The 17,507-nt window shown below is 63.0% G+C and carries 20 protein-coding genes, 2 tRNA genes and 1 pseudogene; 15 read left to right on the top strand and 8 right to left on the bottom strand.

Annotated elements, in window-relative coordinates:
- Window positions 1-253 precede the first annotated feature (253 nt).
- Together RPPS3_RS17350 and RPPS3_RS17335 are read left to right on the top strand one after the other, a co-directional pair.
- Window positions 254-1,696 carry a hypothetical protein gene (locus RPPS3_RS17350; RefSeq protein WP_159060692.1) on the top strand — a complete coding sequence of 481 codons (1,443 nt, stop codon included), beginning with the start codon at window positions 254-256 and terminating at the stop codon, window positions 1,694-1,696.
- A 402-nt stretch (window positions 1,697-2,098) separates the two neighbouring features.
- The gene (locus tag RPPS3_RS17335; protein WP_159060691.1) at window positions 2,099-3,373 is read left to right on the top strand and encodes a hypothetical protein; all 1,275 of its coding nucleotides are present in this window, start codon (window positions 2,099-2,101) and stop codon (window positions 3,371-3,373) included.
- A 57-nt stretch (window positions 3,374-3,430) separates the two neighbouring features.
- On the opposite strand, the pseudogene RPPS3_RS17330 reads toward RPPS3_RS17335, so the two are convergent.
- Window positions 3,431-4,499, bottom strand: a pseudogene (locus RPPS3_RS17330) (IS481 family transposase).
- Between the two features lie 205 nt (window positions 4,500-4,704).
- Window positions 4,705-5,529, bottom strand: coding sequence for an NAD kinase (locus tag RPPS3_RS17325; RefSeq protein WP_234819980.1), 825 nt, complete (start codon window positions 5,527-5,529; stop codon window positions 4,705-4,707).
- A 307-nt stretch (window positions 5,530-5,836) separates the two neighbouring features.
- Between RPPS3_RS17325 and RPPS3_RS17320 the strand changes: the two genes are divergently transcribed.
- The 5 genes from RPPS3_RS17320 (at window position 5,837) to RPPS3_RS17305 (ending at window position 8,127) form a co-directional block, all read left to right on the top strand.
- Window positions 5,837-6,133 carry a His-rich protein BRANT gene (locus tag RPPS3_RS17320; protein WP_107345173.1) on the top strand — a complete coding sequence of 99 codons (297 nt, stop codon included), beginning with the start codon at window positions 5,837-5,839 and terminating at the stop codon, window positions 6,131-6,133.
- A gap of 92 nt (window positions 6,134-6,225) precedes the next feature.
- Window positions 6,226-6,645 carry a hypothetical protein gene (locus RPPS3_RS17315; protein ID WP_107345172.1) on the top strand — a complete coding sequence of 140 codons (420 nt, stop codon included), beginning with the start codon at window positions 6,226-6,228 and terminating at the stop codon, window positions 6,643-6,645.
- Between the two features lie 188 nt (window positions 6,646-6,833).
- Window positions 6,834-7,547: an outer membrane protein gene (locus RPPS3_RS17310; RefSeq protein WP_199851837.1), complete on the top strand. Its 714-nt coding sequence runs from the start codon at window positions 6,834-6,836 to the stop codon at window positions 7,545-7,547.
- 183 nt (window positions 7,548-7,730) lie between these two features.
- On the top strand, window positions 7,731-7,856 hold the full coding sequence (locus RPPS3_RS24830) for a hypothetical protein (RefSeq protein ID WP_012496802.1): 126 nt from the start codon (window positions 7,731-7,733) through the stop codon (window positions 7,854-7,856).
- A gap of 157 nt (window positions 7,857-8,013) precedes the next feature.
- Window positions 8,014-8,127, top strand: coding sequence for a hypothetical protein (locus tag RPPS3_RS17305; protein WP_012496801.1), 114 nt, complete (start codon window positions 8,014-8,016; stop codon window positions 8,125-8,127).
- 111 nt (window positions 8,128-8,238) lie between these two features.
- On the opposite strand, the gene RPPS3_RS17300 is transcribed toward RPPS3_RS17305, so the two are convergent.
- The gene (locus RPPS3_RS17300) at window positions 8,239-9,924 is read right to left on the bottom strand and encodes a methyl-accepting chemotaxis protein (RefSeq protein WP_107345170.1); all 1,686 of its coding nucleotides are present in this window, start codon (window positions 9,922-9,924) and stop codon (window positions 8,239-8,241) included.
- Window positions 9,925-10,228: 304 nt separating this feature from the next.
- Between RPPS3_RS17300 and RPPS3_RS17295 the strand changes: the two genes are divergently transcribed.
- Window positions 10,229-10,690, top strand: a complete 462-nt coding sequence (locus RPPS3_RS17295; RefSeq protein WP_107345169.1) for a GNAT family N-acetyltransferase — start codon at window positions 10,229-10,231, stop codon at window positions 10,688-10,690.
- 16 nt (window positions 10,691-10,706) lie between these two features.
- Here the strand turns inward: RPPS3_RS17295 and RPPS3_RS17290 are convergent, their stop codons facing one another.
- The gene (locus RPPS3_RS17290; RefSeq protein WP_107345168.1) at window positions 10,707-10,940 is read right to left on the bottom strand and encodes a hypothetical protein; all 234 of its coding nucleotides are present in this window, start codon (window positions 10,938-10,940) and stop codon (window positions 10,707-10,709) included.
- A gap of 5 nt (window positions 10,941-10,945) precedes the next feature.
- On the opposite strand from RPPS3_RS17290, the gene RPPS3_RS17285 reads away from it, so the two are divergent.
- The 3 genes from RPPS3_RS17285 to RPPS3_RS17275 all read left to right on the top strand — a co-directional run bounded on the left by RPPS3_RS17285 (window position 10,946) and on the right by RPPS3_RS17275 (window position 12,534).
- A complete protein-coding gene (locus RPPS3_RS17285; protein WP_107345167.1) occupies window positions 10,946-11,176 on the top strand; it encodes a hypothetical protein in 231 nt (76 codons plus the stop codon).
- A 75-nt stretch (window positions 11,177-11,251) separates the two neighbouring features.
- Window positions 11,252-11,941 (top strand): hypothetical protein, encoded by a 690-nt coding sequence (locus tag RPPS3_RS17280; RefSeq protein WP_234819979.1) that lies wholly within the window; start codon window positions 11,252-11,254, stop codon window positions 11,939-11,941.
- Between the two features lie 146 nt (window positions 11,942-12,087).
- The gene (locus tag RPPS3_RS17275; protein ID WP_107345165.1) at window positions 12,088-12,534 is read left to right on the top strand and encodes a BLUF domain-containing protein; all 447 of its coding nucleotides are present in this window, start codon (window positions 12,088-12,090) and stop codon (window positions 12,532-12,534) included.
- Between the two features lie 24 nt (window positions 12,535-12,558).
- Here RPPS3_RS17275 and RPPS3_RS17270 read toward each other — a convergent pair.
- Window positions 12,559-12,633: transfer RNA gene (locus RPPS3_RS17270), tRNA-Thr, on the bottom strand.
- A 215-nt stretch (window positions 12,634-12,848) separates the two neighbouring features.
- On the opposite strand from RPPS3_RS17270, the gene RPPS3_RS17265 reads away from it, so the two are divergent.
- Together RPPS3_RS17265 and RPPS3_RS17260 are read left to right on the top strand one after the other, a co-directional pair.
- The gene (locus RPPS3_RS17265) at window positions 12,849-13,319 is read left to right on the top strand and encodes a hypothetical protein (RefSeq protein ID WP_107345164.1); all 471 of its coding nucleotides are present in this window, start codon (window positions 12,849-12,851) and stop codon (window positions 13,317-13,319) included.
- A 46-nt stretch (window positions 13,320-13,365) separates the two neighbouring features.
- A complete protein-coding gene (locus RPPS3_RS17260) occupies window positions 13,366-13,866 on the top strand; it encodes a hypothetical protein (protein WP_107345163.1) in 501 nt (166 codons plus the stop codon).
- A 72-nt stretch (window positions 13,867-13,938) separates the two neighbouring features.
- Here RPPS3_RS17260 and rlmB read toward each other — a convergent pair whose 3' ends face one another.
- Complete coding sequence (rlmB, locus tag RPPS3_RS17255; RefSeq protein ID WP_107345162.1) at window positions 13,939-14,766, bottom strand: 23S rRNA (guanosine(2251)-2'-O)-methyltransferase RlmB; 828 nt, start codon at window positions 14,764-14,766, stop codon at window positions 13,939-13,941.
- 209 nt (window positions 14,767-14,975) lie between these two features.
- On the opposite strand from rlmB, the gene RPPS3_RS17250 reads away from it, so the two are divergent.
- Window positions 14,976-15,061, top strand: a tRNA-Tyr gene (locus tag RPPS3_RS17250).
- Between the two features lie 153 nt (window positions 15,062-15,214).
- A complete protein-coding gene (locus tag RPPS3_RS17245) occupies window positions 15,215-15,676 on the top strand; it encodes a hypothetical protein (protein ID WP_159060690.1) in 462 nt (153 codons plus the stop codon).
- 511 nt (window positions 15,677-16,187) lie between these two features.
- On the opposite strand, the gene RPPS3_RS17240 is transcribed toward RPPS3_RS17245, so the two are convergent.
- Together RPPS3_RS17240 and RPPS3_RS17235 are read right to left on the bottom strand one after the other, a co-directional pair.
- Window positions 16,188-16,469, bottom strand: a complete 282-nt coding sequence (locus RPPS3_RS17240) for a hypothetical protein (protein WP_107345160.1) — start codon at window positions 16,467-16,469, stop codon at window positions 16,188-16,190.
- A 184-nt stretch (window positions 16,470-16,653) separates the two neighbouring features.
- Window positions 16,654-16,905 carry a hypothetical protein gene (locus tag RPPS3_RS17235; RefSeq protein ID WP_107345159.1) on the bottom strand — a complete coding sequence of 84 codons (252 nt, stop codon included), beginning with the start codon at window positions 16,903-16,905 and terminating at the stop codon, window positions 16,654-16,656.
- Window positions 16,906-17,507 lie beyond the last annotated feature (602 nt).

Raw genomic sequence — 17,507 nt, 5'->3', positions numbered from 1 at the left:
GGACCCATATCCCCTGGCTTTGCAGGTGTGGGAAGGCGTCGGCCGCAGGGCTTCCATCGAGAGCCTACGGCGTATGGGTCCCCGCCTGCGCGGGGACGACAAGCTGACACGCCGTGCCTGTGGCCATTGGGGTGCGGCCATCCACGTCGGACGGGAGCCGGCACAAATTTGATATAATTTTGTCAAGTTTCCTCCTGCAAGTTTTCAGGAGTTGGACACAATCAAACTTGAGTTCGCTCCTAGCGCCCCGAAAATGGGAAACGAAGCCGGTGAGGGTGAAGGCGTCCGGCTGAACGAGGGGAGCGGGCAACGGGAGCGATTTTCGAGCTCAGCCCGTACGTCAATGAAGACATTCGGGACAATAGCAGCTCTTTTCTTTCTGATCATTCTCGCGAAGGCGGGCGGCCTGACCGCGTTCGACCTCGCTGTGGGCGATTCGTTCAAATTCTCTATGCGGCAGCTTCTGGTCGTCGAACTCGGCCTGCTTGGCTATTTCATCTTCCTCCTAGAAGGAGTCCAATCGTCGATCATGCTCGCAAACAAGCAGTCGGAAGAGACGCTTCAGCGTACCTTCGGCGGGCTGGATCTTGCGAAGCGGCACTCGGAACGGGCCATGGCTATTCTGGCGCCGTATGTCGACCACCAGCCGATCTATGGCTTTGTGGTCGGCCGTCAAATCATCATCATTGCCTGCGCGCTGCTGTTCAAAGCCGCGTATGACGGCGCGTCCCTGAACGAGGATGAGCTCAATCGGCTGTCTGCTTTGGCGATGCATGTTCCCAGCGCAGGAATTACTGTCGCGATGTACGCGGTCGTGGACAATCGCTGGTTTTCGTTCCTGATCTGCTCGGTTGCTGTTGCCTTCGCCTTCCAGGTGACGGCGAAGGTCATGGCCCAGAACTATCCGATGCGCTTTCTCACCATGATGAAGGGCGCAATCTACGTTCCGTTGCTCGCGCAGTACCTCGGGTGTGCATCGCTTCTGGCGTGGCTGCTGAGTGCAATGAGCGCTTCCGGCCGTAGCCGTGTGCAATCTGGAAAGACGTCCTATTTCGATGGGAGGGAGGTTTCCTTCATTGACAGCGTCCAGACGTTCGAGGCGCTTACGAACGAATTTGGCGAAGCAATTCACGACCTCTCAATCGAGATCACTCGGAACCATGCCGAGCACGAATGTTGGTCGGTTCACATCCGAGCGACATATCGCGTTGTGAGCGCGGCCCACCTCTTCGCTCATGTGCTTGAGGTGTCTGATTGCAAGCTGCTGGAGTTCTCCGTCACAGCCAACGCTGGCTCACAGAATGAGCTCCATGAGCAGCGTACCGGAGTCAAGTACACGAGAGTGATCGAAGAAGGGGCCTCTGTCGAAGACATCGAAACCCGGCTCTTTGCAAGGTTTGGAAGTGAAATTCCAGCGGGAAGCTTCGTTACCTGGGATATCCAGCTCGTCACGCCAATTCAGACCACTGGCGAGCCGCCTGGGTTCTGGTTCGATCTGCCGATCCGGAAGCCAGCTCGCGAGGTCAACCTCTATGTCGAGGACAATTGGTCAGCTGACCCCGAGGCCAAGGTCCATTCAATTGATGGTGTGATCGTGCCACGCAGCGTCAAGACTATGTTGCGCCGCGAGAAAGGCAGGCGGCACCTTCACGTCAAATATCCGCCGATCGACAGTCTCCTGCGCTTTTGGTTCTGATCTATCGATCGGAGGCGCTATCCAAGGCGGGGATGCGGAAACTGTGGAAGGGGCCCCAGACGGGCTTCTTTGGCGCGTGCCTCAGCGGAAATTCGCTGATGTGCAGCGAGAGCTTCGCCCTCGGTAATGGCCGGGTGATGCCGCAACGCAACGGTCACCGGACGCCCTCCAACAAAAATTCTGCGAACATTTGGGGGGCTGGGCAACACGTCCAGCTGGCGTAGGGATTCGAGCCGCTTCATTTAGATCACCGCAAGAAGAGATGTGGAGTGCAATCGTTGTCCTGTCCGCGCTTGTCTGCAACAAGGCCGCGCGCGGGTATCAACAGCCCAATACTATATAATAGTTGCATAACTCCGTATAAATTTCAAAGGTGCCTCGTTTGACGGGGGGGCGTCTCAGGTGCCGAAAGCATTCACTGACCTTGAAATTATTCCTGAAATGTTTCGAGTTCTGCGCGGAAAGCCGTTCGATTCAGAGGATAAGGAAGGTGCCAAAGCTCTTAAGGCAAGCCTGATCACCTTCATTGAAGGTAGTGCAAGTGGTAGGCGACCGGTTGTGACGAAGATGACTGTTCACAACTGGTTTCCTCCCCGGAATTGTGCGCCGAAGAAGGAAAGTAAACGCTTTCTTTTGGAGTACCTTCGAGACCAGAAGTCTGCGGGCTTCATCGCCGATGGCATGAAGGCTGAGGGTGATGCGCTGATCAAATTTCTCAGCAGGACCGTGGAGGAGCGGCCCGCGCGCGAAGTGAGTGCCGCTGAACCGGATGAACTACTGGATTCGGCGGTTATTCACAGGTTGGGTGACCTTTTTCGTGCGAGCCGTCGCAACGGAAGGCCAGTGGTTACCGACCTGTTTCGGAACGGTGATCACAACGACGGGGCCGACTGGAGCTACTTTCTTGTGTTTCGCTATTCGACCAATCGGGGAGAGTTGCTTAAGTCGTTTCTTGTTATTCAGAGTCCTGATGCAGAATTCAACGGCTATGGCTTTAACCATTTTGTGTGGGGAGGCGCAAAAAAGGGACAGAACCGTTATGTCTTTAGAGAGTGCGAAGGAGCTGTGCTCACTCTCGAAAAGGCGTACTACTTCGTAGGATATAACTACGTCATCGGCGCAGACAAGCGAGCCGCCGACCCAGCGGTCTTCGAGAATGCCCGTGTGAAGGCCAAAGCACATCCGAACGGAATGGGATTGTTAGCGGCGGAATATGAAGAGATCACCCGTAATTGCGGCCTCTTTAGCGGCGTCGCGATGACGTTGGCCGCTGCTCATCAGCCCATTATCTCGCGCCTTGCGTTTCTTCATCTGGGAACCAAGACCAGCCTTGGCTTCGATATCTCGGATCGGGATATGCAACCTAGAGAACTCTCTCCCAAGGAGTTGGTAGGCGACCTGAAGAAGACCGTAAAGGAACTTCGGCGGCGCGGGGGGCGTGTGTTGGGGATTCAGCTGCAGGAAGCAATTGCAGAAAAAAACTGGGAAAAGAGCGGTGCGGAAGCGCTTGCGCAAAAGATTCTGGGAATGATCGACAATACTCCCGACTGGGAACGTTCCAAGGATCAGGCAGAACGTTCGAAGAGGCAAGGAGGCCGAGCAATACGTGCGGCACGGGTCAAGAGGGTTGCTGAAGGTGCTATCGAAACGTTTGGTCCCAACAGGCCCCGTGAATAGTCCTCAATGTGTACAGATAGGGTAATCGGCTGACAGTGCCGCGGTGAGCGGGCGGCGTCAGGCGGCTACTTTGGCGGCTTGTTTTTCGACTTTCTTTCCCTCCTTCTTGTGCTGTGACGCGGGCAGGTCATCGACGAAGGCGGTGGCCGGTGTGCGGCCGTTCATGCCGCGGCCTTGATGGGGCCGGCGCTGATTGTAGCCGACCAGGTAGTCGTCGAGAACGGTCTGCATCTCGTCGACGGTTTCGAACCAGGTGCGACGGCCTTCGACCCGGAAGTGCTCGTCGGGCAGGGTGCGGTGCAGGCGCTCGACGATGCCATTGGACTGCGGCCGCTTCACCCGTGTGGTGCGATGGTCGATGTCCGCGAGCTGCAAGAACAGCTCGGAGGGATGCTGGTCGGGCCGGCCGCAGAACTCCCGGCCATTGTCGGACAGCACGGTCTCGATTCTAGCGTCATGCGCCTCGAAGGTCGGCTGCACGTCAGTGTTCATCAGATGCACCGCGGTGACCGGCAGCTTGCTGGTGTAGAGCCTGGCCCATGCGTAGCGACTGTGACAGTCGATAGCGGTCAAGCAGATAGACCTTGCCGACGCCCTTGAGCACGCTGACGAAGAAGGTGTCGACGGCGACCAGAGAGCCGGTGTGCGGGGCCTCGATGTGGCGCTCCCGGAACTCCGGCGAGAACCGTTCCAGCAGTCTGGTTTGCTCCTCTGACAGCTCGATGGTGCGCTCGGCGGTGGTCTTCTCGAGCCGCAGCAGGCGCTCGTGCTTGGTCAGCAGCCCGTGGCGCTGCCACACCCCGCGGACGCCGCCGGCGGAGACCTGCACCCCCTTCAGCCGCAGCTCCTGCCCGACGCGCACCGCGCCGTGGCAGGGATGGACCAGCGCGTGGTCGAGCACGGCGGCCTCGATCTCGGCCGAGACGCGGTTGGGATGCGGTCCCCTGGCGCCGGGTAGCCGGTCGATCAGCCCTTCGGCGCCGAAGGTCTGGAAGTTGCGGCGGATCTCGTAGAATTGCTACCGGGAATAGCCCGTCAGCTTGCAGGCGCGGCTGACGTTTTGCAGATCGGTGGCGAGCTCCAGCAGCGAGAGCTTACGCCGTGCTATCTTGTCCTTGGAGGTCATGATCGTTGTCCTTGGGTTCGATTGGTCGTTTGGCGACACCATCAAACCCGCTCGGACGCGGCGTGACCACCGGAACCGGGCGCTCGGACTCTTGCGGTCCGCGCCCGGTTCTTTCGGGGCCAAACGGTCAGGAGATTGCGATCTCAGGACAAAACAGCGTCACGGGTGACCGGTGATACCGCCGACAGGCCGCACGAAGGTAATCCTAATACCCAAACTGCTCGCTCAAGATCCGTTCTTCCAGGCTATGCCCCGGATCGAACAGCATCCGCATTGCGATAGTCTTGTCGGAGATCACTTCGACGCGGCGGACGTCGCGGGCTTCGTCGTGGTCGGCGACGGCGGCGACCGGGCGCTTGTCGACTTCGAGCACGTCGATCACCACGTAGGCGGTGTCCGGCAAGAGCGCGCCGCGCCAGCGCCGCGGGCGGAATGGCGAGATCGGGGTCAGCGCCAAGAGCTGGGCGTTCATCGGCAGGATCGGGCCCTGCGCCGACAGATTGTAGGCGGTGGAGCCCGCGGGGGTCGCGACCATGATGCCGTCGGCGACCAGTTCGCTCATCCGCTCGCGCTCGTCGATGCTGATCCGTAGCCGCGCCGCCTGGTGGCTCTGGCGAAACAGCGACACTTCGTTGATGGCGTGATGGATGTGCACCTCGCCGTAGATGTCGGTGGCGCGCATCAAGAGCGGATGGATCACGGTCTCGCGCGCGGCGGCAAGACGGGCGCGCAAGTCCACCGTCGAATACTCGTTCATCAGAAAGCCGACAGTGCCGCGATGCATGCCGTAGATCGGCTTGCCGCTGCGCATCTGCTGATGCAGCGTCTGCAGCATCAAGCCGTCGCCGTCGCGCGCGACCACGACGTCGGCCTCGTGGGGCTCGGCGTTGCCATAGAGCTGCACCAGCTGCGCCAGCGCGGCCTGCGCCTCGGCGCTGGTCGAGGCGACGAAGGCGATACGGTCGGTCGCGATGCGCGGCGAAACGGGACGGGAAGAAGCGGTGCGGTCTTGCCGCGCGGACGTGCTCATCGAAGGCGGCCTCTGACGGCGGCGGACGGCTGACAGGCCATCGTGGTGCCGGCCGCCTCTCACCGTCGTCGGTCTATACGACCTGTCCGGGGGTGTCGAGGCGAGGGGGCGAGGGCGCCTGTCGGCGTCGGCACGCCACCAGCGTGCATGACCAACAATTCATGCTGATGAACGGAAGCCATCGGCGGCCGTCAGGTGCGGTTCAGTGCCGCGGCTCTAGGGTCGGCACCGTGATCGAGCACCCGGCCGCTCCGGCCCCGCGTTCGGATCAAGCGAATTTCGAACCGACTGTTCAAGGAGACCCACCATGATCAAGACCCTGTCCGCCGCGCTCGTTGCCGTTTCGATGCTGGCCGCCCCGGCGCTCGCCGCCTCCGCCGACAAGACCCCGGCCGCGCCGGCCACCACCCAGACCGCGCCGGCCGGCAAGACCGCGCAGGCCGCTCCGGTGCAGAAGCAGGCCGGCAAGCATCACGCCCAGCGCCATGTCGGCAAGCACCACGCCTCCAAGCATCATGCCAAGCACCAGGCGATGAAGCAGCCGGTCGCCAAGCAGCATCTGTCCAAGGCGTCGATCCGCCACATCGCGCCGAAGCGCGGCTGATCCTCAGCCGTCCCAACGCCCGCCGTGCCGCGCTTCCCCTCGCGGCACGGCGGGCGATTGATTTCGCCGCCCGGCGCGCTATTGCATGAGACATGCGCCGTCCCGCGATCCCATTGCCGACCTTCCTGCGCCCGCTGCGCGCCGCTTTGGCGCTGCCGCTCGCGGCGCTGCTCGGTGCTTGCGCGATCGGCGGCTCGATGTCGTTCGATACCGATCCGCCGCAGCCGTTTCCGGTGAACTATCGCAGCGAGATCCCGGCCTTCCTGCGGACCTATCTCAACAACCCGTCGGGCCTGCGCGATGCGGCGATGGCCGAGCCGGTGCAGCGGCCGGTCGACGGCCGGGTGCGCTGGGTATCGTGCCTGCGCTTCACCCCGCGCGGCGGCACGCTGCAGGACATGGCGATCGTGCATGTCGACGGCCGGCTCGACCGCGTCGCGCCGCATGCCGGCGAGCTGTGCACCGGCGTCGTTTATGCGCCGTTTCCCGAACTGGAAAAATTGTCGCGCTGATCCCGACCGGATCGCAATCTGCCGCGACTAATCTGATGCCGGCCTGGCAGGGACGGGTTCCCGAGTGTTGCGGCGTCGTCACAGTCCTGCTGAATGATTGCTACGCCGTCGCCACCGGGCAACCAAACGATTGCCATGCTGTTTTGAGCACATCGGAACGCATCGAAAGAGGGACGACGATGAAGACGATGAAGAACACTCTGCTCGGCGCAGCGGCGGTGATCGCGCTCTCCGCTCCCGCCTTTGCCGCCGACCTGCCGCCGCGGCCCTATACCAAGGCCGCGCCCGCCTATACGGCGCCCGAGGTGGTTTACAACTGGACCGGCTTCTATGTCGGCGGCCACGTCGGCGGCGCCTGGGCCGGCGATAACAACATCACCGGCAACTCCGGCCGCTTCTTCGGCGGTGTCCAGGGCGGCGCGGACTATCAGTTCGCCACCAACTGGGTGATCGGTATCGAAGCCCAGTATAGCTGGATGTCGTCGAACAACACCGGCGTGATCTTCCCGGGTGGCAGCACCGCGACCGAAGACACCCGCGGCCTCGGCTCGGTCACTGGCCGACTGGGTTACGCCTGGGGCCCGACGCTGGTTTACGCCAAGGGCGGTTACGCCTGGCGCGACAGCGATCTCAGCGTCGCCGCGCTCGGCGGCGTGCCGTCCGGCTACACCACCAGCGGCAGCCGCAACGACGGCTACACCGTCGGCGCCGGCCTCGAATACATGTTCGCGCCGAGCTGGTCGGCCAAGGTCGAGTACCAGTACTACAAGTTCGGCGATACCACCTTCACCGGCGGTCCGGCCGACGTGGTCGGCACCTCGTTCCGCAACGACGAGCACACCGTCAAGGCCGGTATCAATTACCGCTTCGGCTGGGGCGGTCCGGCGGTTGCCAAATACTGATCGGCGATCCGCTAAGTATCTATCCTACCTCACGAATCCCAGCTTCAAGGCCGGCCTCAGCGCCGGCCTTTTTGCGTCGGCCGGAAGAGGGCCGGGAGTCGGGAATCGAAGGTTAACGAGGGTTAAATCCGGCGAAAAATATCGCTTGGGACTCCAAGGCTAGAATCACCCGATGGTCCGGTCATGACATCGGGTTCCAACATGACGACGATCCTGAAAACCCGCATCGATAGCGCTCCGTTCGGCCTCACCTTGGCATTGCTGGGGGCCTGCGCGGTCAATCTCACCGTTCTGGTGCGGTGGCTGTGAGCGCTGGAATGCCTGCCGCCGCCGCGGTTGACCGGCATCAAAGCCGGCCCGCGCCGTGCAGCAATAATTGCCCAAGAGTTGCGGCGCCGCGGATGCGACGCCGCCGATCGTAGCAGCCCTTTGGGCTACTACCCCGTCCTTGCGGAGGACTGATCCGATGAGCGAGACCGACCTACTGGTAGTGGCTGCGGCCGGCCTGTCGACCTTGGTGATCTGGCTCGGCGTCGTCATCCAGGGCCGCATCGCCGCGGCGCTCGCCTCGCGGCACTGAGTCCTGAGCAACGCCAGCCGCGCTCTTGGGCGGGCTCTGAAACCAAACCGGCGCCACGCGGGCGCCGGTCATGATCGGCTGGCTCGGATCGAGCCGGGGAGGCGTGCCGCGTCAGGCCGCGCGTACCGTGCTGAGAAACTTCGCGACCTCGCTGCGCAGCCGCTCGCTGTCGCGCGAGAGCCCTTGGGCGGCCGACAGCACTTGGCTCGATGCCGAGCCGGTCTCGGTGACGCCGTGCTGCACCTCGACGATGTTCGACGACACCTGCTGGGTACCTTGCGCAGCCTGCTGCACGTTGCGGGAGATTTCCTGCGTAGCAGCGCCTTGCTGTTCGACTGCTGCCGCAATCGTCGAGGAGATCTCGGACATCTTGGCGATGGTCTCGCCGATCTCGCGGATCGCCCGCACCGACTGATCGGTCGCGCTCTGAATGCCCCCGATCTGGGCGCTGATTTCACCGGTCGCCTTGGCAGTCTGCTCGGCCAGTGCCTTCACTTCGCTCGCGACGACCGCGAAGCCGCGACCGGCCTCGCCGGCGCGAGCCGCTTCGATCGTGGCGTTCAGCGCGAGCAGGTTGGTCTGGCCGGCGATGGTGTTGATCAGTTCGACGACGTCGCCGATCCGAGCCGCGGCCGCCGACAATTCGCCGACGCTGGAATTGGTGGTGCGGGCCTGCTCGACCGCCTCGGTGGCGATCCGCGCCGAGTCCTGCACCTGGCGGCTGATCTCGGAAATCGATGAGCTCATCTCCTCGGTCGCCGAGGCCACCGACTGCACGTTGGTGGATGCCTGTTCGGAAGCCACCGCAACGCGGGTGGTGCGTTCCTGCGAACGTTCGGAGGTGCCCGCGAGCGTGCGCGCCGAGGCTTCCAGTTCGGTCGACGCCGACGACACCGTCTCGACGATCTCGCCGACCGCGGCTTCGAACGAGTTCGCCAGATTCATCATCACCGTCTTGCGCTCGGCTTCAGCCTCGCGGTCGGCGGCGAGCTTGTCGTCCGCCTCGCGCCGCGCCTTCTCGGCGAGCATCAAATGAATGTCGTTGACGGCATTGGCGATCTGGCCGATTTCGTCGCCGCGTTCGGTGCCGCTGACATCGACATCCTGGCCGCGCGCCATCGCCTGCAGATCGCCGACCAGCCGGGCGATCGGGCGGGCGACACCGAACTGCACCAGCGCGAACGCCGCCGCCAGCACCGCCAGGAATGCGCCGCCGACGATCACCACCGTCGATGTCACGGCGTTCTTTACATCGGCCGCTGCTTCATGCGAGCGCTTTGCCAGCGAGTCGTCGAGGCGTGTGGTGATGGTGCGGACGTGGTCGCGCAGCGCGTCGGTCTGCGGGATCATCGCGCGGTTGAGGCGCGAGGCTTCCTCGTTGTTGTTGGCGAGCGCTTCCTTCTCGAGCTTCGGATAGCTCTTGGTCATGATCTCGTCGAACATCGCCGCCGCCTTGTCGAAATCGGCGGCGAATTGCGGCAGCGCTTTGCGGCCGATCGCAATCTGATCCTGGAAATCCTTGTAGTTGGCGCGGACCTCCTGAACGACCTCATTCATCATCACCGGGTCGGTCTCGGCGGTGAGCCGCCAGATCAGCCGGCCGAAATTGTAAACGCGGGAGTTGACGCGAAGATTCGCCTTCATCCCGGCGACGTCCTTGTCGATCATCTCCGAGTAGATGCCGACCGCCTCGGTGGTCTTCGACGACGAGTGCCACAAACCGAACGCCGTCACCAAACCGAGCAGCAGGAAGCAGGCGAGGATCTTGTAGAGCAGTTTGATGTCCGAGAGTTTCATGGGACGGTCCGTTCGAAAATACGGGCGGGATCTTGAAAATTGGGGAGGATGCCGGGCGGACAGGCATCGCTGGCGCGATCGGCGAGGAGAGTGGCCGCCCGGCGGCCGTTCGGCCGGGCGGCGTGCCTGGATGTGCCGGGCAGGGCACCGAAGCGCGGACTCATGCGAAGACGCTCCGTTGCGAAGCACGAGTGATTTCGCGGTCCGTTTTAACGGAGTGGAACTATTCGATGGTTAATTCGGGAACTGGTACATCTACCAGTGATACGCGGCGGGGCTGATCTCCGCGGAGGAGGCGGCGCCAATGTCCACCACCCGCATTATCGTCCTGGCACCCGGTATGAATGAGCTCGCGGTGTGCGCGCGGTGGCGCGCCGAGACGTTCTCGGTGCTCAACGCCAGCGCAGCAGACGAACTGGCTTCGCTTGAGGCGTTCGTGGCAGATCCATCCGATCAGGTCGCACTGATGGCGATGCATGATGACGAGCCGGCCGGGACCGCGCTGCTGGTTCGGTCCGAGATCGCCCCGGTGCACGATGTCACGCCGTGGCTTGCAGGGCTTTACGTCGCGCCGGCCCATCGTCGCTTTGGCGTCGGCGCGGCATTGGTCGGCGCGATCGAGGACCAGGCGCGGCAGCGCGGCCACCGCCGGCTATTTCTCTACACAACGGATGCGGCGGATTACTATCAGCGGCTCGGATGGAGCATCGTCGATCGCACACGCTGGAACGGCGCCGACACGGTGCTGATGGCGATCGATCTCTAATCTTTGGGGGAGCGGTTCAGCTTGCGCCGCTGCCGCCACCAGCCGCCTCCAACTCGGCCGAGCCGATCACCGTCCAGGGCCTGCTGGCGTCCGGTCCGACCCCGAACAGGTCGATATGGCCGCATCGTCGGCATTCGTAGGTGCGATGCTCGCAGCCGTCGGCTGCAGGCGTGTTGCGCGTCAGGTTGGCCACGGCTCCGCACATCCGGCACGGATGGAAGAAGTAGTCGCGGTGTTGAAACGATCGCATGCCGGATGATTCCCTTCTGGGCGATAAAACTCAGCTTTGCAGCTCTGACGGGAGCGGTATTGCGTTACATCAAGCTTCGCGTAGTTCCAGACAGGGACTTCCAGGAGGCCGACGCGACGATTTTAGAGTATCGATCACTTGGCGGCGCGCTGCGCCTCAGCTTGGCGATGTTCCGAAAACCAGTCACATGCAGACGGAAAATTCAGCATTACGTGGAAAACGCGCTGAGCCCGTGACATCCCGAGATAGTGGGCGACGAGCTGATCCGAATAGATGCGACACTGTGGCAAGGTGCAGGGAGGTCTTGCGGATTGACCGCTCATTGGCTCTCGGATAGCGCCATGCGCCGTACTCCTGTTGCGTTCCGGGTCGCGCTGGGAGTGAAAGGCAGCAGCCGATACACAAGGAATTCCGCGAGCATGATTGTGAACCCGAGCAGCGCCGAGGTCGTCCGCCACGTGCCTCACCGTTGGCTGATCAACCAGTGGGCGAGAGCGGGCGGTCGGGTCACCGACCCCGCCATGGTGCCGTTCTCGTTCGAGCCGGCGAGCATCGACATGCCGCGTTCGATCCTGACCCGGGTGATCGGTTCGGACGAGCCGCGGTATCAAATCCTTCACTATGGATCGCTGCTGTCGGTGGCCAGCGGACTGGAGGCGCGGGGACTGTATCTCGACGAGGTGCTGTCGCCAGCAACGCGTGACTACATCCTGGCTCAATACGACCTCTGCCGCCGCATCCGTAAGCCGGTCTATTCGATCTCTTGCGTCTCGGACGTGCACGATGTGCCGGTGGACTACGAGAAGCTGCTGTTGCCGTTCACCAATGGGCAAGGCGAGGTGCATTGCATCTTCACTGCGACGCTGCTCATCAGCACCGAGGGACGGTTCGAGCGCGACGGCATCTTCGCCAATGGCGACTTTCCTGCGCCCAATTCCGTTGCGGTGTATTCAATAGACGTCGGCCGCGAGGATCACCCGCACCTTCGGGCGGCGATCTGACGGCCTATAAACCGAGATCCGATCCGCGCCTGTGGATTTGCGTTCGAACAAGTCCTTCGACCGGCGTCTCCGTATGATTTTGAACTGAGCGCACTGTGCGCCGACAGTATTCAAGATCAGGGATTCCCGCGGGGGAAAGGGGTTCGATGCAGGATGAGCTGTTTCGCGTTCTCTATGTCAGCCGAAACCGGATCGAAGGACCGCTCGATCGGCTGTCGTCGGAAATCGCCGGCATCCTGGCTACCTCCCGCATCAACAACGCCCGTGCCGGCATCACCGGGGCGCTGATCGTCAACAGCGGGTTCTTTGCCCAAGTTCTCGAAGGGCCGCGCAGCGCGGTCGAGAAAGTGTTTGAGACCATCCAACAGGACCACCGGCACAGCGACGTCCAGGTGCTGCTCGCCAGCCCGATCACTGTTCGCGCATTCCCGAACTGGGCGATGGCGTTCGTCGGGCAGTCGCCGCTCCACCAGCACGCGCTGGCCTGGCTGCAGACCGAAACCGGCTTCCACACCGGCCATCTGATCGGCGAGCGGCTCTACACCGTCGTGATGGAGATGGCCTATTCCCAAGAGGCGGGGGACGTCGCGTAGGGACGAAGCTTGCTTGCGGGGAGATGGTGCCGGCGGAGAGGATCGAACTCCCGACCTTCGGTTTACAAAACCGCTGCACTACCGCTGTGCTACGCCGGCATCGGGCAGACAGCTAGCAGCGCCGCCGCGGATCGACAAGACCGCCGCGGGTGGTTTCCAAGCGGGCGCGTGGCTTGCCGATCGAAAGAGCGCGTTAACGACGTTGCGGCGGAACGCAGCAGGCGGACCCGAAACCGTGCTCGCGCGTTAGGCTTACCGGTCGCGAGCGGCCGTGCCTTAACCCATCTGCCAGGCTTTTCCCTTACCGTTGGCGCATGTCTGATCCTTTCACCCTTCGGCGTCTGGCCCAGGCGCTCGCGCTGCTGACCGTGACCGCGGCTCCGGCTTTTGCCGAGAGCGGCGGGCGGGCGATCGTGATTCCCGGCCGGCCCGGCGTGCCGATCATCATCAACGGGCGCGACGCGTCCTATGCGACGATCGAAGGCGACTGGGGGCTGGAGAGCGGCAACCACGTGCAGCCGACGATCTATGGCAGCCGGCCGGTGGTGTATCCGGAGGTCGGCCACTATTACCCTGGCTCGAACCGGCTGCCCGGCTACGGCCGGCTGGAGGTCGAGCCGCCGGCGGACCGCAAGCTGCCGAAGCCGGCCGAGAGCTTCCATCAATCCTGGGAAGTGGAATCGCGGCCGCCGCAGCCGGCACCGCCGACCCCGATGATCGAACCCCAGGTGCTGATCGCGCCGCCGTTTGACGAGCCGCGGCCCGGTCCACGGCCGTACCGTTGATGGCCGCCCCCACGATCCCGACGACGACATCGAACAGGAGCGTAGTATGCGTACGATGATTTCCGGACTGGTCGCGGCGGTCGCCGTGGTGACCGCGAGCGCCGCACCGGCGCTGGCCTGCGGAGGAGGGCTGTTCGGCAATGGCTGCGGGCCGTGCGGCCCGGTGGTCAGCCCGTGCGGCAACGGCTACGCCACGTTCGAAACCGGCTACGGCTATGGCTACGGTACCGCGTCGTTTGAACGCCTGCCGGACCCGACCCGCTATTATTACGTCAACCAGGGCCCGGCCTATACCGGCCCCGGCCGGTTCGCGCCGCGCCCCTATTACGACGAGCGCGCCGTCTCGGTGTATCGCACCGGCACCGCCTACACCGGGGGCGCCTACGCGCACGCCATGACCCATCAGGTGATCGGCGAGCCGTCCTGGGGCCCGGCGGTGGTGCGCTATCACGGCCGCCATCACGCCCGCTCTTGGGCGCATCGCCACCATGCCGGCTGGCACCACGGCCACCGCAACCACGGCCCGGTGCATCACCCGCGCTATTGATTGATCGGTATTTCGCCAGCTTGAAAACGCCCGTCCGCAGCCGATGCGGGCGGGCGTTGTGCGTTCAGAACCTTAGCGGCGGCCCATCAGGCCGAGCCGGCTGGCCCCGATGTACAGCGCCAGTGCGGCCGCGTTGGAGACGTTGAGGCTCTTGATCTCGCCGGGCATGTCGAGCCGGGCGACGGTGTTGCAGGTCTGCCGCGTCAGCTGCCGCAGGCCCTTGCCCTCGGCGCCGAGCACCAGCGCCAGCGGCTGGCGCAGCTCGACCGCGGCGAGATCGTCGTCGCCCTCGCTGTCGAGACCCACCGTGAGGAAGCCGCGGTCGTTCAGCTCGGTCAGAGCCCGGGCGAGATTCTGCACCAGCACCAGCGGCACCAGCTCCAGCGCGCCGGAGGCGGATTTGGCGAGCACGCCGGTGGCTTCCGGGCTGTGCCGGGCGGTGGTGACGATCGCCTGCACGGCGAACGCGGCCGCCGAGCGCAGGATCGCGCCGACATTGTGCGGATCGGTGATCTGGTCGAGCACCAGCACGATGCCGTGCTGGGGCAGGGTGTCGATTCGCGGCACCTGCAGCGGATCGGCCTCGGCCAGCATGCCTTGATGCACCGCGTCCGGCCCGAGCTGGCGGTCGATCTCCGACGGCCGGACGATCTCCGGCGCGATTCGGGTGTCGATGTGCTCCTCGGCCAGCTTGCGGGCGGCGTTCTCGGTCAGCCACAGCTTGCGAATCTTACGCCGCGGATTGGCCAGTGCGGCCGTAACAGTGTGCCAGCCGTACAGGATCACGGGTCCGTCGCCATCGCGTTCGCGGGCTTCGCGGCGGAACCCGGCAGGGCGGGGTTTGCCGCGGGGCGGGCCATCGCGGCGGGAAAAGCGGGGATTCGGCAGTCTGTCGCTCATGGCGGCGCTTGTCTCACGCTCTCTTGCACAAGGCAATTTCGCTTCCACCGTCCGATATGACGAAGGAGTGTCGAAATCGTCATGGGGTTGGTTGACTTTAGGGGGCCGCATCGCCCATAACCGCGCCGCGTTGCAGGCCCGCCCGCGGGCTCGCTGCGGCTTCCGGTCCCGGTTTTGCCTGCCACAGGCGTTCGGCCGGCGGCACGGGCGGGGGAGTGTCCCGAGTGGCAAAGGGAGCTGACTGTAAATCAGCCGCCTCATGGCTTCGCAGGTTCGAGTCCTGCCTCCCCCACCATCCAGCCGATCGGTTTGCCAACGGCCGATGGTGTTTCCGCAGAGCGAAGAGCCGCGGAACGACTTTCAAAGACGATGGGTTTCGATCCGGCCCCTCAATCCGGCTAACCGATCTTCCGCCCCTGCGGTCTGTCCCTCATTCAGAGAAGCTCTCGTGCGCCCAGTTCTCCTGACGGCCTTGATTCTGATCGCGACGGCTGAAGCCGCTGTTGCCGCTCCCCAATTCGGCGGTGCGATGAAGCTGCCCGATGTAACAATTGCCGCACGTGCGACGGCAAGTGTGGATTTCGGCGCAGCCGTTCGCGATATCCTCAATGCCGAGCAGGTCATTCAGGCCGCGGTGCAAACCGGCAACGAACGGAAACTGGACGAGCAGTCCAGCCGGCTTCTTCAGCTGCAATCGACGCTCGTCAAGGAAACGGAGCAGGGTGACGCGCGTCGCGCGTGCTCGCAGGCTGCTGGCGACCTGTCGGCCGTCGCATCCCTGATGCGGCGCGCGACGCGGGGCGATGAGCCGGCGAAGGCGATGCTGGCAGCCGAAAAGACCGGGCAGTCCTACCGCGACCATCTGGCAAGCTGCGATAAGGCGATTGCCGCCGCCAATCCCAGCCGCTGAGGCGGCAATCGGTCTGGAAAGACGTCTGAGCTGCGGCCGGCGCGCGCAGTGGATTTGAAGGCCGACGGTATCAGCTACCGGTTGGTGACGTCCGGCGCGCGTTGCGGAAACTTCAGTGTGGAACAGCCGGCATCTGACCTTATCAACATGCACGGCAATGTCGCGGCTCGCGGATTTGCAACTGCTCTATTCTTAGTTACGCTCGGGGCAGTTGGATCTGGGAGGATCTCATGCGAGCTGTGATCTTGGTGGTTTTTGCCATCCTGTCGATGGCCGGTAGTGCATCCGCACAGAGCGTGGTGCCACAACGCGACATGTACGGAAATCTGGTCCGCGATCGCGGGTCGAATAACATCGGTCCGGCGGAGCGATCTCAGGCCGGCCGAGGAAACGCGAACGACTTTTCGAGCCGTCAGGGCGCGCCGAACAATGCCGGATCGCGGCCGGATAGATAGAAGCCTATCCGAACCGCCGTTTGGTCGCCGCGGCGCTTATTTGATTGAGATTTGGGTTACCACCAAATCATCGCGCGGTCTGGGCTGCCGCAAACCAGGACGTACTCACGTCCGTAACGGCGGCTCTTGCCGACCGTCTTGATGCACGCCGGATGGATCGCCAGGTTGTAGTGGAAGGGCGGGCTATCGAACGATCCGTGCAGCTTACAGAGGTAGGCATTGTCCGGACCGCAGGTGGTGACGGGATAGAGTCGGCTCCGCGCAGATGCAGGCTCAGACACTGCGATGGCTGAACTGCCCAAAATCAGCGAAATGATCGCAAGCTTACTCAAGTTCATATCAGGTCTCCGAAACCAGAATCCGAATTTCCATCAAGTATCTGCCCGAAAAGCGGGCTGCACCAGATCACGCTTGTAGCACAAGGATCGAAATCCAAGAGGCCAATCTTATCCCGGAGAGGTCAACTGGCGCTTCGCTGTGCGAGGCTACGTCAGAGGGCACAAGAAGATCGCGGCAACGCGCCTAAAGCACCATTCGCGTTCGACGGGATTGGTACAGCGTCTGTGCGAGCAGGCCGAAGAAATACCCGGCCTGGATGGCCGCCTGCGCCGCGAACACGACCACGATCGTTCTTGTGAAGCTGTATCCAAATCCGATACAGATGCCGATCGTCAGGAGCAGCACCAAGGCGAGGGCTTGAAGCAGTCCCACAAGCCGAAATTTCAGTCCAATCAAGAACCCCGCCGCCGCTAAGCCAATAGCCAAATACGCCATTACGGCCTCCCGCGGCTTCCTCCGTGGGCGTGACTCCAGCTCAGTCGAATGGATTGATAAATCATTGCCGCTCTCCCCCCAAGCGCCTTTCGAGCGCCAGCCCCACGTCAGGTGCAGCGATCAGAGCACCGCTCACTCCTGATTGCATGAACATATGACTGTCGAGCGATACTGGGTGGAACTTTGTTTAATTTGAGGAGGGTAGCTCGACTGTCGGGTCAGGAAAGTAACTGCGGATAGTATTTCCGAAAATCGCCCAGTCACTTAATGCCTAATCAAAGTTCGGAATTTGCACCAGGACTGAGACCCGGGAAGTCGGTGGCGCTCCTCGCCAGGGGGGCGATCACTCGTCCCGTGGAAGGGAGGGGCGACCAAAAGTAGGGGCGGCATAGTTCGTAGCCGGATAGCCCGTCCTGCCGGCCCTGATGACCTTCTGAACCGGCCCGGGTACCGACTATCCGGACAATGAGGGGCTGCGGAGGGCGGAAATGGGCCTTTTCGGTCACGGAAGTAGTGAATAGCACCGTCGAGTGTGGCTCAACTGCAACGTGTTTCCGCAGAATGAGGGCGGACGGGGGGAGCTTCTTCAAAAGCCTGTGCCC

It is taken from the genome of Rhodopseudomonas palustris (assembly GCF_003031265.1).
GTDB classification, from domain to species: domain Bacteria; phylum Pseudomonadota; class Alphaproteobacteria; order Rhizobiales; family Xanthobacteraceae; genus Rhodopseudomonas; species Rhodopseudomonas palustris_H.
Note: the sequence above shows the minus strand (reverse complement) of the source record. Positions and strands in the feature narration are given on the sequence as shown.